We start from the raw sequence: 12,207 nt of genomic DNA on the forward strand, positions 1-12,207 counted from the left end.
TCAGGACGCGGTCGGCGAGGCGGCGGACGCTCCTGCCGCCGAAGGATCGGTGTAGGGACCGATCCACTGCTCGTACAGCTTCTTGTACGTGCCGTCGGCCTTGGCGTCCGCGAGCGCCTTGTTGATGGCCTCGCGCAGCGCCGTGTTGCCCTTCTTCACCGTGAAGCCGTACTCCTCGCCGGTGTCGATCTGATCGGCGACCTCGAAGGCGTCGGCGTTGGCCTTGTCCTTCAGCCAGCCCTGGACCACCGGGTAGTCGATGACGACGGCCTTGACCTGGCCGGTGCGCAGTCCGTTGAGGACGGCGTCGGAGGACTCGAAGGAGACCGGGTCGAAGCCCTGCCCCTTGACGTAGTCCTCGCCGGTGGTCTGCGCCTGGGCGCCGAGCTTGACGTTCTTCGACTTCACGTCGGCGAGGGAGGCGACGCCGCTGCCCTTGTCGACGAGGACGGCCTGGGTGGCGTTGAAGTACGGGTCGGAGAAGTCGACGTTCTTCTTCCGCTCCTCGGTGATGGTCATGCCGGCCGCGGCCAGGTCGCACTCGCCGGAGTTGAGGAAGGCGCCGGTCTTGAAGTTCTCGAAGGGCGTGTCGAGGATCTCCTGCTTCACCTCCAGGTCCTCGGCGACCAGGTCGATCAGCGCGACGTCGAAGCCCTGCACCTTGCCGTCGATCTCCGACTGGAAGGGCGGGTACGGGAGGTGGGTGCAGGTGGTGAGCTGTCCCGCCTTGACGACCTCGACCCCGCCGGCGGCGGTCTTCGAGCCGCTGCCTCCGTCGTCGCTGGAGGTGCAGGCGGCCAGGAGGACCAGCCCGGCCGTCGCGGTGGTGGCGGCCAGCGCACGGGCCCGGCGGCCGGGGAGCGTCTTCACGGGAGCCTCCTGTCAAGGAACTGTGAGTTCAGATTATAAGGAAAGGTTTGAGGCCCTCAAACCAAACCGATGGCCATGGGGCCGTCCGGCCTGAGAACCCTGCGGTCGGGCCGCGTCCCGGGCGAAGGTTTACCCTCGACCTCGTCGTACGTACCGCGCCGCCGCGAAGTGAAGAGAGCACCGCCGTGACCCACCTCCTCCTCGACCTGCCCCCGCTGAGCGCCGCGCGCTTCGCCTCGATCGAGGACCGGGTGGCACGGCTGCTGAGCACCGGGCAGGACGTCGTGATCACGCAGGGCGAGGCGCTGCTGCCGCTGGAGGGCGCGATCCGCGCGACGGCCGGTCCCGGCACGACCGCGCTGAACGTCATCACCGGCCCCTACGGGCAGACCTTCGGCGACTGGCTGCGGGACTGCGGCGCCACCGTGATCGACCTGGCGGTGCCGTTCCACACGGCGGTGACGGCCGAGCAGGTCCGGGCCGCGTTCGCCGAGCACCCGGAGATCGACTTCGTGTCCCTGGTGCACGCGGAGGCGGCGACCGGGAACACCAACCCGGTCGCGGAGATCGGCGAGGTGGTGCGGGCGCACGGGGCGCTGTTCTACCTGGACGCGGTGGCGTCGATCGGTGCGGAGCCGGTGCTGCCGGACGCGTGGGGCGTGGACCTGTGCGTGATCGGGGCGCAGAAGGCGATGGGCGGTCCGGCCGGGGTGTCGGCGGTGTCGGTGAGCGAGCGGGCGTGGGCGCGGATGGCGGCGAACCCGCGGGCTCCGCGCCGCTCCTACCTGTCGCTGCTGGACTGGAAGGAGCGCTGGATCGACGGTGGCCGCAAGGCGCTGCTGCACGCTCCGGCGCAGCTGGAGATGCTGGCGCTCGAGGCGTGCGTGGAACGGATCGAGGCGGCGGGGCTCGACGCGGTGATGGCGCGGCACGCGTCGGCCGCGGCGGCGACGCGGGCGGGCGCCCTCGCGCTGGGCGGAGGTCTTGAGCCGTACGTGCGCGACGCGGCGGAGGCGGCGCCCGTCGCCACGACCCTGCGGGCGCCGTCCGGCACGGTGGCCGCGGACCTGGTGGCCCGCGCGCTGTCCGCCGACCCGGCCCTCCCGCTGGCCGCGGGCGGCGGCGCGCTCGCCGGGGAGATGATCCGCGTCAACCACTACGGCCCCGAGGCGACGCCGGGCGCGGTACGGGCGAGTCTGGCGGCGCTGGGGGCGGCGCTCGGCGAGAAGGGGCTGGACGTGGACACGGCGGGGGCCCTGCGGGCCGCGGAAGCCGCCTGGGGCTGATGTCGCGGGCCGGGGCCGTCCGCTCCCCGCCCTCGGCACCCCTCCCTCCCCCCGCTCCCCCCGCTCTCGGCTTCACTCGAGCGGGGGTCCCCCATCGTCCCCGGGGCCGCGCCCCCAGCCCTCTCTTCACCCCTGAACGCGCCTCGTCCTCGAGCGCCGGACGGGCCGAGAAGCGTGAACGGCACGCCCGGACCGCAGGCTTCCGGCCATCCCCCCGTCAGGGCCGCGTCCGGCCGCCGGGGCTGTGCCATGCTGCCCCCATGACTGCCGACCGGTCGGCACCGACGCCGATCACGCTGCCCGACGGACGTCTCGTCCCCCGGTTCACCGGTGACGAGCGGTCGATGCTGGAGGACTGGCTGGAGTATCACCGCGGAACACTGGCGCTGAAGTGCGCCGGGCTGGACGACGCGCAGGTGCGGCTCGCGTCCGCCGAGCCGTCGGCCCTGACCCTGCTGGGGCTGGTGCAGCACCTCGCCGAGGTCGAGCGGAACTGGTTCCAGCGGGTGATCGCCGGCCTCGACGCGCCGCCGCTGTTCGAGGACCGGGGCGGGTTCGTCCTCGATCCCGCACGGGGGCTCGACGAGGCGCTCGGCGTCTGGCGCCGGGAGGTGGCGCGCGGGCGGGAGCTGTGCGCGGGGCTGACGCTGGAGGACACCGGGCGGATCGCCGAGGGGCCGGCCGCCGGGGCCGAGGTCAGTCTGCGCTGGGTGCTCATCCACCTCGTCGAGGAGTACGCACGGCACAACGGCCACGCGGACCTGTTGCGGGAGCGTATCGACGGAGTGACCGGGACCTGAATTCCGCGGGATTATCGGAATCCCTCGCACAGATTCTCCAACGACATTCTTTGCGCTTATTCCCCGATTACCTCGCGGAGAGGCTTCCCGTCTTCTTCTGCCCGCTTCCCCTGACCTTAAACACCACGATTTCAAGACCGGGAAGCCGGACGTCGCGGGAGTTACACACTTGTGATCGGTTCCACATCATGCCCGTTCCACGGCTTATGTGCCGGTAGAAATGGGGCATATCGCCAGACCCTCGCGCGGCCCCACCCGCCCGCGCGATAACACAGATCGAGTCCGCGCGTAACCCCGACAGGCGATGCAATTTTGAATTTACCTGGGTAAGTTCAATTCACATGACTGCCGCACAAGCAGACCTGCAAATCGACCGCCCCACCGTGGCGGACGGAGCCGTGCTGTGGCGGATAGCCAGGGACTCGAAGGTCCTCGACCTGAACTCGTCGTACAGCTATCTGCTGTGGTGCCGTGACTTCGCCGCCACCTCGGCCGTCGCTCGCGACGAGCGCGGAGAGCCGATCGGCTTCGTCAGCGGATACCTGCGCCCGGACAGCCCGCGCACCCTGCTCGTCTGGCAGGTCGCGGTCGACGCGTCGTACCGCGGCCGCGGCCTCGCCGCCGCCCTGCTCGACGGACTGGCCGCCCGGACCGCCGAGGAGCACGGGGTGGACACCGTGGAGACCACCATCACGCCGGGCAACACCGCGTCCGAGCGCCTGTTCACCGCGTTCGCGGAGCGTCACGGCGCCCTGCTGGAGCGCGATGTGCTGTTCGACGCCGGCCAGTTCCCCGACGGACCGCACGACCCCGAGGTGCTGTACCGCATCGGGCCGCTCACGCGCTGACCCGGCCCGCCCCGCCCCCGAACTTCCGACTCCCTCTGACTTCCCACGCCACCGAGGAGCGATTTGTCGTGACCATCACCCAGCCCGACCTCAGCGTCTTCGAGACCCTCGAGTCCGAGGTGCGCAGCTACTGCCGCGGCTGGCCCGCCGTCTTCGACCGTGCGCACGGCAGCCGTATGTACGACGAGGACGGCCACGAGTACCTCGACTTCTTCGCCGGAGCCGGCTCACTCAACTACGGGCACAACAACCCCGTGCTGAAACGGGCCCTGATCGACTACCTGGAGCGCGACGGCGTCACCCACGGCCTCGACATGTCGACGACGGCCAAACGCGCGTTCCTGGAGACCTTCCAGAACTACGTCCTTCGCCCGCGCGACCTGCCGTACAAGGTCATGTTCCCGGGCCCGACGGGCACCAACGCCGTGGAATCCGCGCTGAAGCTGGCCCGGAAGGTGAAGGGGCGCGAGGCCATCGTGTCGTTCACCAACGCCTTCCACGGCATGTCGCTGGGCTCGCTGGCCGTGACCGGCAACGCCTTCAAGCGGGCCGGGGCCGGCATCCCGCTGGTGCACGGCACGCCGATGCCGTTCGACAACTACTTCGACGGCCGGGTCCCGGACTTCCTGTGGTTCGAGCGGCTCCTGGAGGACCAGGGCTCCGGCCTCAACAAGCCCGCCGCCGTGATCGTCGAGACGGTGCAGGGCGAGGGCGGCATCAACGTCGCCCGGCCCGAGTGGCTGCGCGCCCTGGCCGAGCTGTGCGAGCGCCAGGACATGCTGCTGATCGTCGACGACATCCAGATGGGCTGCGGCCGCACCGGCGCCTTCTTCTCCTTCGAGGAGGCCGGCATCACGCCCGACATCGTCACCGTCTCCAAGTCGATCAGCGGCTACGGGCTGCCGATGGCGCTGACCCTGTTCAAGCCCGAACTGGACGTCTGGGAGCCGGGCGAGCACAACGGCACCTTCCGCGGCAACAACCCCGCCTTCGTCACGGCCACCGCGGCACTGGAGGCCTACTGGGCCGACGGGTCCGCGATGGAGAAGCAGACCCGTACGCGCGGCGAGCAGGTCGAGCAGGCGCTGATCGCCATCACCGAGGAGAACCTCGCCGACGTCAAGGAATACCGCGGCCGGGGCCTGGTGTGGGGCGTGGAGTTCCACGACAAGGAGCGCGCGGGCCGCATCGCCAAGCGCGCCTTCGAACTCGGGCTGCTCATCGAGACGTCCGGCCCCGAGAGCGAGGTCGTCAAGTTGCTGCCCGCGCTGACCATCACCCCGGACGAGCTGGACGAGGGCCTGCGGACCCTGGCCCGCGCCGTCCGTGAAACCGCCTGAAACACGCATCCGAGCCGAGGAGGCATCGCACCACCGTGATCGTCCGTTCGTTCAAGGAGATCGAAGGCACCGACCGGCACGTGAAATCGGCGTCCGGCACCTGGGAGAGCAAGCGCATCGTCCTCGCCAAGGAGAAGGTCGGCTTCTCCCTGCACGAGACGATCCTGTACGCGGGCACGGAGACGTCGATGTGGTACGCCAACCACATCGAGGCCGTCGTCTGCACCCGGGGCGAGGCCGAACTGACCGACCACGAGACCGGCAAGACCCACACCATCACCCCCGGGACCATGTACCTCCTCGACGGCCACGAGCGGCACACGCTCAAGGTCAAGGAGGACTTCCACTGCATCTGCGTCTTCAACCCGCCCGTCACCGGACGCGAGGACCACGACGAGAACGGCGTCTACCCCCTGCTCACCGAGGAGGTGTGAGTCACCGTGACCACGACCACCGCCCCGCACGTCACCGACCTCTACCCCACCCGCGGCGCCACCGAGGTGGCCACCCCCCGCAAGGACCCGGTCGTCTGGGCCTCCCCCGACACCCCCGGCCCCGTCCCGGCCGCCGACCTGCGGGCCCTGGAGCGCGACGGCTTCCTCGCCGTCGACCAGCTCATCGCACCGGACGAGGTCGACGAGTACCGGCGCGAGCTGGAGCGGCTGACCGGCGACCCGAAGATCCGCGCCGACGAGCGCTCCATCGTCGAGCCGAAGTCCAAGGAGATCCGCTCCGTCTTCGAAGTGCACAAGATCAGCGAGGTCTTCGCGAAGCTGGTGCGCGACGAGCGGGTCGTCGGCCGCGCCCGGCAGATCCTCGGCTCCGACGTCTACGTCCACCAGTCCCGGATCAACGTCAAGCCCGGCTTCGGCGCCAGCGGCTTCTACTGGCACTCCGACTTCGAGACCTGGCACGCCGAGGACGGCCTGCCGCGCATGCGCACCGTCTCGGTCTCGATCGCGCTCACCGAGAACCATGACACCAACGGCGGCCTCATGATCATGCCGGGATCGCACAAGACGTTCCTCGGCTGCGCGGGGGCCACGCCGAAGGACAACTACAAGAAGTCCCTGCAGATGCAGGACGCCGGCACCCCCTCCGACGAGGCGCTGACGAAGATGGCGTCGGAGTACGGCATCAGGCTGTTCACCGGCAAGGCCGGCTCGGCCACCTGGTTCGACTGCAACGCCATGCACGGCTCCGGCGACAACATCACCCCCTTCCCCCGCAGCAACGTCTTCATCGTCTTCAACAGCGTCGAGAACACGGCCGTCGAGCCCTTCGCGGCGCCGGTCCGGCGACCGGAGTTCATCGGAGCGCGGGACTTCACGCCGGTGAAGTAGGCGCTACGACGGTGAAGCAGCCGCATGACACAGACTGCGGGCCGGGCCTCCTCGTGTGGGACAGGGAGGCGCCGGCCCGCTGCCGTGCCCGCCCGTGGTCAGCCGGACAGCACGTCCAGCAGCCGGTCCACGTCGGCGGCCGTGTTGTAGAGGTGGAAGGACGCCCGCAGGTTGCCCGCGCGGTTCGACACCTGGATGCCCGCCTCGGCCAGCTCCGGCTGGAGCCGGCCGAGGCCGGGCACGGACACGATCGGCGAACCGGGCGCGGGCACGGGCGTGTGGCCCAGTGTGGCGAGCCCCGCGCGGAAGCGGTCGGCGAGGGCCAGGTCGTGGGCGCGGACGGCGTCCACACCGAGTTCCTCGACGAGTTCGAGGGAGGCCCGCAGTCCCGCGTAGTCGAACAGGGCGGGGCTGGAGTCGAACCGCCGGGCCGAGTGGGCGAGTTGGGCGACGGGACCGTAGCAGCTGGCCCAGGGATCCTCCCCCGCGACCCAGCCCGCCTGCACCGGCGTCAGGCCGCCGAAGTCCTCGGGGACGACGAGGAAGGCCGCGCCGTGCGGGCCGAGCAGCCACTTGTAGGTGATGGAGACGCTGTAGTCGTACGCGTCCGCCGTGACCGGGAGCCAGCCGGCCGCCTGGGAGAAGTCGACGTAGGTGCGTGCCCCGTGGCCGCGGGCCGCCTCGCTCAGCGCGGGCAGGTCGGCGATCCGGCCGTCGGCGGACTGTACGGCGCTGACCGCGACCAGCGCGGTGCCGGGCCGCACGGAGTCGGCGAGCCGCTCCAGCGGCACGGTCCGCACCTTGAGGTCGCCGCGCGCGTGGAAGGGGTTCAGCACGGAGGTGAAATCACCCTCCGCGGTGAGGACTTCGGCGCCCGACGGCAGCGAGGCCGCGATCAGCGAGGTGTACAGGGCGACCGTGGCGCCGGCCGCCACCCGCTCGGCCGGGACACCGACCAGCCGGGCGTACGCGGCACGGCAGGCCTCGACGTCGGCGAACAGCGGATCCAGCGCACGGCCCCGCGCGCGCAGCCGCGCGGCACCTTGGAGCGCGGCCACGGTACGGGCCGGCAGCAGAGCGTTGCTCGCGGTGTTCAGGTAGGTGTTCTCCGGGGCGAACTCCGCACGGACGAGGTTCTCGTAGGTCTCCATGGGACCACTCTGCGGTCCCGGGACCTCCCCGTCCATTGCCGGGTTCTGCGCGGTACCGCGAAGGAAGGCTTATGCGTACGCGCCGACCTGCGCGTTCTACTTCTGCGGCACCGCGCATCCGTCCGGGCCACAGGCCTCCGCGCCGCCGTCGACCATCGCCAGCGGCGGGCGCTCGCCCCAGGCCTGCGCCAGCGCCCGGGTGAACACCTCGACGGGCTGGGCGCCGGAGACGCCGTACTTGCGGTCCAGCACGAAGAACGGCACGCCGTTCGCGCCGAGCTGGGCGGCCTCGCGCTCGTCGGCACGCACCTCGTCGGCGTACGCCCGCGGGTCGGCGAGGACCTCGCGCACCGCGCCGGCGTCGAGACCGGCGGCGCCGGCGAGCTCGACGAGCCGTTCGTCGTCGTCGAAGACGGACCGCTCCTCGACGAAGTTCGCCCTGTACAGCAGGTCGAGCAGCTCCGCCTGGCGGCCCTGCTCGCGGGCGAAGTGCAGCAGCCGGTGCATGTCGAAGGTGCTGCCGTGGTCGCGGCCCCGGGTGCGGTAGGGCAGGCCCTCGGCGGCGGCCTGGGCGCCCAGGTTGTCCTCACCGGCCTCGGCCTGCGCCTCGCTCATGCCGTACTTCCCGGTGAGCATCGAGATCACCGACTGGACGTCGTCCTTGGCACGGCCCGGGTCCAGCTCGAAGGAACGGTGCACGACCTCGACCTGCTCCCGGTGCGGGAAGGCGGCCAGCGCCTTCTCGAAGCGGGCCTTTCCGACATAGCACCAGGGGCAGGTGATGTCGGACCAGATTTCGACGCGCATCGTGATCGGCACTCCAGGTCGTACGGGGACGGAGACTCCCTCCGGCGGCTGCGTGAACACTCAACCAGCCGCGTTCATTCCCTCAGTCGCCGTTCCGCAGATCGCTCGGCCAGTGGGGCCGGTACGCGATGTGGTCGTACGTCACCGCACACCCCTCCCCCGTCGGCGACTGGGTCATGAAGCCGACCAGGGCGGCTCCGGTCTCCTTCTCGTCGCCGAGGGTGAAGAGGCGGACGAAGGTCCAGCGCTCGCCGTCCAGGGAGGCGTGGAAGGCGAAGGCGCGCCCGGTGCGGCTCACCCGGAGCCAGACGGAAGCGCCGTCGACGGTGAAGGAGTTGACGTCGTCGGAGTGGCCCCGGGTGACCACCGTGCAGACGGTGGGCACGTCCGGCGAGTACTCCAGGCAGAGCTTGGCCCACGCCCGCTCGCCCACGTGGACGTAGAGGACGCCGGCGTCGAAGGCGGCGGCGAAGCCGACCGTGACCCGGGCGATCAGCTGGAAGTCCCCCTCGGGCGCGCCCAGCAGGCGCGGCGCGTCACAGGCGGGCTCCAGGGCCTCGTCGGTGGGCGGCACGAAACGGTCCTGCCGGGGTCCGGCCCGTCCGGTGAGGACGCCGTCCTCGTAGGACCAGTGGCCGTCAGGACCGTACGTACGCAGGGTGAAAGGCAGTTCGGGAACTTCGACGTCCATCGGCGGACGACCTCCAGGGCAGGGACACGGGACCGCATCGGTCGGTGGCTTCGCCGCGGGATCGTGTTCCGGCCACGACGGCGTCGCGGCCGGAACACGATCCCGCGCCCCACGGCGCTATCGCTCGAGGACCCCGTTGAACCGACGGGGCAGCCCCAGCGGGTTGTCGTCCTTGAGCTCCGCGGGCAGCAGGGCCTCGGGCGTCCCCTGGTAGACGACCGGCCGCAGCCACCGCTCGATGGCCGTGCCGCCCACCGACGTGGAGGTGGAGGTGGTCGCCGGGTACGGGCCGCCGTGGTGCTGGGCCGGGGCGACCGCGACGCCCGTCGGCCAGCCGTTGACCAGGACCCGCCCGGCCAGCGGCGTCAGCTCCTGCACCAGCTCCGCCCCGCGGCCCTCCCCCGCCGCCTCCTCGGCGGACAGCTGCACGGTCGCCGTGAGGTTGCCCGGCAGCCGCGACAGCACGCCCCGCACCTCGGCGTCGTCCTCGTAGCGGGCCACGACGGTGACCGGTCCGAAGCACTCCTCGAGCAGCAGGTCGTGCTCGCCCTCCTGGGCCAGCCGGCTCGCGGGGACGGTGAGGAAGCCCGCGCTGACGGTGTGCTCGCCGCCCGCGCCCGGCGTCACCGGGGACTCCACGTCGGGCAGCTGAGCGCGCTCGGCGACCCCGGCGACGAAGTTGTCGCGCATGCGGTGGTCGAGCAGGACGCCGGCGTCGGTGTCGCTGACGGCGTCCGTCAGGGACTTGACCAGCGCGTCGCCGGCCGCGCCGGCCGGCGCGAGGACGAGGCCCGGCTTCACGCAGAACTGGCCGACGCCCAGCGTCATCGAACCGGCGAGTCCGGCGCCGATCGCCTCGCCGCGCTCGGCGGCGGCGGCCTCGGTGACGACGACCGGGTTCAGCGAGCCCAGCTCGCCGTGGAACGGGATGGGGACGGGCCGGGCGGCGGCCGCGTCGAAGAGGGCGCGGCCCCCTCGGACGGAACCGGTGAACCCGGCGGCCGAGACCAGCGGGTGCTTGATCAGCTCGATGCCGGCCTCGAAGCCGTGCACCAGGCCGAGCACGCCCTCGGGGAGGTCGTGGCGGGCGGCGGCCCGGCGCAGCACCTTGGCGACCAGTTCGGACAGTCCGGGGTGGTCGGGGTGGGCCTTGACGACGACCGGACAGCCGGCCGCGAGCGCGCTGGCGGTGTCGCCGCCGGCCACGGAGAAGGCGAAGGGGAAGTTGGAGGCCGAGTAGACGGCGACGACGCCCAGCGGGATCTTGTAGCGGCGCAGGTCCGGGACGGGCGGGGTCGCGGTGTCGTCGGGGTGGTTGATGACGACGTCGAGGAAGGCGCCCTCCTCGACGATGCCGGCGAAGGCCCGCAGCTGGTAGCAGGTGCGGGCGAGTTCGCCGGTGAGCCGGACCGGGCCGAGCGCGGTCTCCGCGTCGGCGACCTCGACGAGCTGGTCCCTGGCTGCCTCGAGCTCCTCGGCGGCCGTGCGCAGGAAGGCCGCGCGGACGGTGCGGTCCGTCAGCGCGCCGCGCGCGCCGTGCGCGGCGCGGACGGCGGCGTCGACCTCCTGGGCCGTGGCCTCCACCGCAACCTGCTCACGCTGCTTCCCGGTTCGGGGGTCGACACTCCAGACTGGTGCTGCTGCCACCGCGGGTCCCTCCACTTGATTGCCGCATGCAATGCCGCAGTATGTACGTCGCCCCACAGGGGTGTTCGATATGCTGAACAGCGTCTCTGTGGGTGAATGTGCTTCGGAGACTATTTCCCGGTGAACGAAGGGGTCAAGGGCGATGTCGGCTGGCGAGACGGGCGGCGGGGCACAGGTCAAGTCCGCGGTGCGGACCGTTGAACTGCTCGAGTACTTCGCCGGGCGCCCCGGCATGCACTCCCTGGCGGCGGTCCAGGAGGCCGTCGGGTACCCCAAGTCGAGCCTCTACATGCTGCTGCGCACCCTCGTGGACCTCGGCTGGGTGGAGACGGACGCGACGGGCACGCGGTACGGCATCGGCGTGCGGGCGCTGCTGGTGGGCACGTCGTACATCGACGGCGACGAGGTCGTCGCGGCGGCCCGCCCCACGCTGGACCGGCTCTCCGACGACACCACCGAGACCATCCACCTCGCCCGGCTCGACGGCACCAACGTGGTCTACCTCGCCACCCGCCAGTCGCAGCACTACCTGCGCCCGTTCACCCGGGTCGGCCGCCGGCTGCCCGCGCACTCGACGTCGCTGGGCAAGGCGCTGCTGAGCACGTACCCGGACGAGCAGGTGCGCAAGATGCTTCCGGAGACGCTGCCCGCGCTGACCGAGAACACCATCACGGACCGGGAGAAGCTCATCGAGGAGCTGCACGTGGTGCGGGAGCAGGGCTTCGCCGTGGACCGCGAGGAGAACACGCTGGGGCTGCGCTGCTTCGGTGTGGCGATCCCGTACCGCACCCCCGCGCGGGACGCGATCAGCTGCTCGGTGCCGGTGGCACGGCTCACGCCCGCGCACGAGCAGATGGTCAAGGACGCCCTGTTCGACGCCCGCGACCGGCTGACCCTGGCCACCCGGAGGCTCTGACCCGTGGACATCGCCCTGCGGCCGGTGCACGACAGCGACCTGCCGGTCTTCTACCGGCAGCTGAACGACCCGGAGGCGCTGCGCATGGCGGCCTTCACCCCCGAGGACCCGGCCGACCGGGGCCGCTTCGACGCCCACTGGGCGCACATCCGCAGCTCGCCGGGGACCGTGGTGCGCACGGTGCTGAGCGACGGCGACGTGGTGGGGCACGCGTCGGTGTACGGGGAGCCGGGCGAGCGCGAGGTGACGTACTGGGTCGACCGCGCCCACTGGGGCAAGGGGATCGCCACGGCCGCGCTGCGCGCCCTCCTCGCGGAGGTGGGCGAACGCCCGCTGTACGCGCGCACGGCCGCGGACAACGCGGGATCGCGGCGGGTGCTGGAGCGGTGCGGCTTCGAGGTCTCCGGGCGGGCCACGGCGTACGCGCCCGCGCGGGGTGCGGAGATCGACGAGCTGGTGCTCGCGCTGGACGGATGACCCGGAGCTCCGCCGCGCGGCGGAGGCGGAT

Annotated in this window: 13 protein-coding genes; 8 read left to right on the top strand and 5 right to left on the bottom strand. The window is 71.6% G+C overall.

Translation table 11 applies throughout. The features are described from left to right. Positions 1-870: an ABC transporter substrate-binding protein gene (locus ACZ8ZB_RS08055; RefSeq protein WP_470737006.1), complete on the bottom strand. Its 870-nt coding sequence runs from the start codon at positions 868-870 to the stop codon at positions 1-3. A gap of 185 nt (positions 871-1,055) precedes the next feature. On the opposite strand from ACZ8ZB_RS08055, the gene ACZ8ZB_RS08060 reads away from it, so the two are divergent. The 6 genes from ACZ8ZB_RS08060 to thpD all read left to right on the top strand — a co-directional run bounded on the left by ACZ8ZB_RS08060 (position 1,056) and on the right by thpD (position 6,487). Then, positions 1,056-2,156, top strand: coding sequence for a pyridoxal-phosphate-dependent aminotransferase family protein (locus tag ACZ8ZB_RS08060; protein ID WP_470737007.1), 1,101 nt, complete (start codon positions 1,056-1,058; stop codon positions 2,154-2,156). Positions 2,157-2,416: 260 nt separating this feature from the next. Beyond that, the gene (locus tag ACZ8ZB_RS08065) at positions 2,417-2,956 is read left to right on the top strand and encodes a DinB family protein (RefSeq protein ID WP_470737008.1); all 540 of its coding nucleotides are present in this window, start codon (positions 2,417-2,419) and stop codon (positions 2,954-2,956) included. A gap of 341 nt (positions 2,957-3,297) precedes the next feature. Beyond that, positions 3,298-3,804 (top strand): diaminobutyrate acetyltransferase, encoded by a 507-nt coding sequence (gene ectA / locus ACZ8ZB_RS08070; protein ID WP_470737009.1) that lies wholly within the window; start codon positions 3,298-3,300, stop codon positions 3,802-3,804. Positions 3,805-3,872: 68 nt separating this feature from the next. Further along, positions 3,873-5,144: a diaminobutyrate--2-oxoglutarate transaminase gene (gene ectB / locus ACZ8ZB_RS08075; RefSeq protein ID WP_470737010.1), complete on the top strand. Its 1,272-nt coding sequence runs from the start codon at positions 3,873-3,875 to the stop codon at positions 5,142-5,144. Between the two features lie 35 nt (positions 5,145-5,179). After that, entirely contained in the window at positions 5,180-5,578 is a 399-nt protein-coding gene (locus ACZ8ZB_RS08080; protein ID WP_470737011.1) for an ectoine synthase, read from the top strand. 6 nt (positions 5,579-5,584) lie between these two features. Then, complete coding sequence (thpD, locus tag ACZ8ZB_RS08085) at positions 5,585-6,487, top strand: ectoine hydroxylase (RefSeq protein ID WP_470737012.1); 903 nt, start codon at positions 5,585-5,587, stop codon at positions 6,485-6,487. 98 nt (positions 6,488-6,585) lie between these two features. On the opposite strand, the gene ACZ8ZB_RS08090 is transcribed toward thpD, so the two are convergent. The 4 genes from ACZ8ZB_RS08090 to ACZ8ZB_RS08105 form a co-directional block, all read right to left on the bottom strand. Further along, on the bottom strand, positions 6,586-7,638 hold the full coding sequence (locus ACZ8ZB_RS08090; RefSeq protein ID WP_470737013.1) for an aminotransferase class V-fold PLP-dependent enzyme: 1,053 nt from the start codon (positions 7,636-7,638) through the stop codon (positions 6,586-6,588). A 96-nt stretch (positions 7,639-7,734) separates the two neighbouring features. After that, positions 7,735-8,445, bottom strand: coding sequence for a DsbA family oxidoreductase (locus tag ACZ8ZB_RS08095; RefSeq protein WP_470737014.1), 711 nt, complete (start codon positions 8,443-8,445; stop codon positions 7,735-7,737). Between the two features lie 82 nt (positions 8,446-8,527). Continuing rightward, positions 8,528-9,136 (bottom strand): DUF1349 domain-containing protein, encoded by a 609-nt coding sequence (locus ACZ8ZB_RS08100; protein WP_470737015.1) that lies wholly within the window; start codon positions 9,134-9,136, stop codon positions 8,528-8,530. A gap of 117 nt (positions 9,137-9,253) precedes the next feature. Then, positions 9,254-10,783 (bottom strand): aldehyde dehydrogenase (NADP(+)), encoded by a 1,530-nt coding sequence (locus ACZ8ZB_RS08105; protein WP_470737016.1) that lies wholly within the window; start codon positions 10,781-10,783, stop codon positions 9,254-9,256. A 142-nt stretch (positions 10,784-10,925) separates the two neighbouring features. Here ACZ8ZB_RS08105 and ACZ8ZB_RS08110 point away from each other — a divergent pair, with 142 nt between their 5' ends. Together ACZ8ZB_RS08110 and ACZ8ZB_RS08115 are read left to right on the top strand one after the other, a co-directional pair. Beyond that, entirely contained in the window at positions 10,926-11,699 is a 774-nt protein-coding gene (locus ACZ8ZB_RS08110; RefSeq protein WP_470737017.1) for an IclR family transcriptional regulator, read from the top strand. Positions 11,700-11,702: 3 nt separating this feature from the next. After that, positions 11,703-12,176, top strand: a complete 474-nt coding sequence (locus tag ACZ8ZB_RS08115; RefSeq protein ID WP_470737018.1) for a GNAT family N-acetyltransferase — start codon at positions 11,703-11,705, stop codon at positions 12,174-12,176. The last annotated feature ends 31 nt before the right edge of the window (positions 12,177-12,207 follow it).

Source organism: Streptomyces sp. 12E (genome assembly GCF_055633275.1).

Excerpts from the sequence above, each read along its gene's own strand:
- ACZ8ZB_RS08065 (WP_470737008.1), top strand. The coding sequence starts at position 2,417 with ATGACTGCCGACCGGTCGGCACCGACGCCGATCACGCTGCCCGACGGA.
- ectA (WP_470737009.1), top strand. The coding sequence starts at position 3,298 with ATGACTGCCGCACAAGCAGACCTGCAAATCGACCGCCCCACCGTGGCG.
- ACZ8ZB_RS08090 (WP_470737013.1), bottom strand. The coding sequence starts at position 7,638 with ATGGAGACCTACGAGAACCTCGTCCGTGCGGAGTTCGCCCCGGAGAAC.
- ACZ8ZB_RS08095 (WP_470737014.1), bottom strand. The coding sequence starts at position 8,445 with ATGCGCGTCGAAATCTGGTCCGACATCACCTGCCCCTGGTGCTATGTC.
- ACZ8ZB_RS08100 (WP_470737015.1), bottom strand. The coding sequence starts at position 9,136 with ATGGACGTCGAAGTTCCCGAACTGCCTTTCACCCTGCGTACGTACGGT.
- ACZ8ZB_RS08110 (WP_470737017.1), top strand. The coding sequence starts at position 10,926 with ATGTCGGCTGGCGAGACGGGCGGCGGGGCACAGGTCAAGTCCGCGGTG.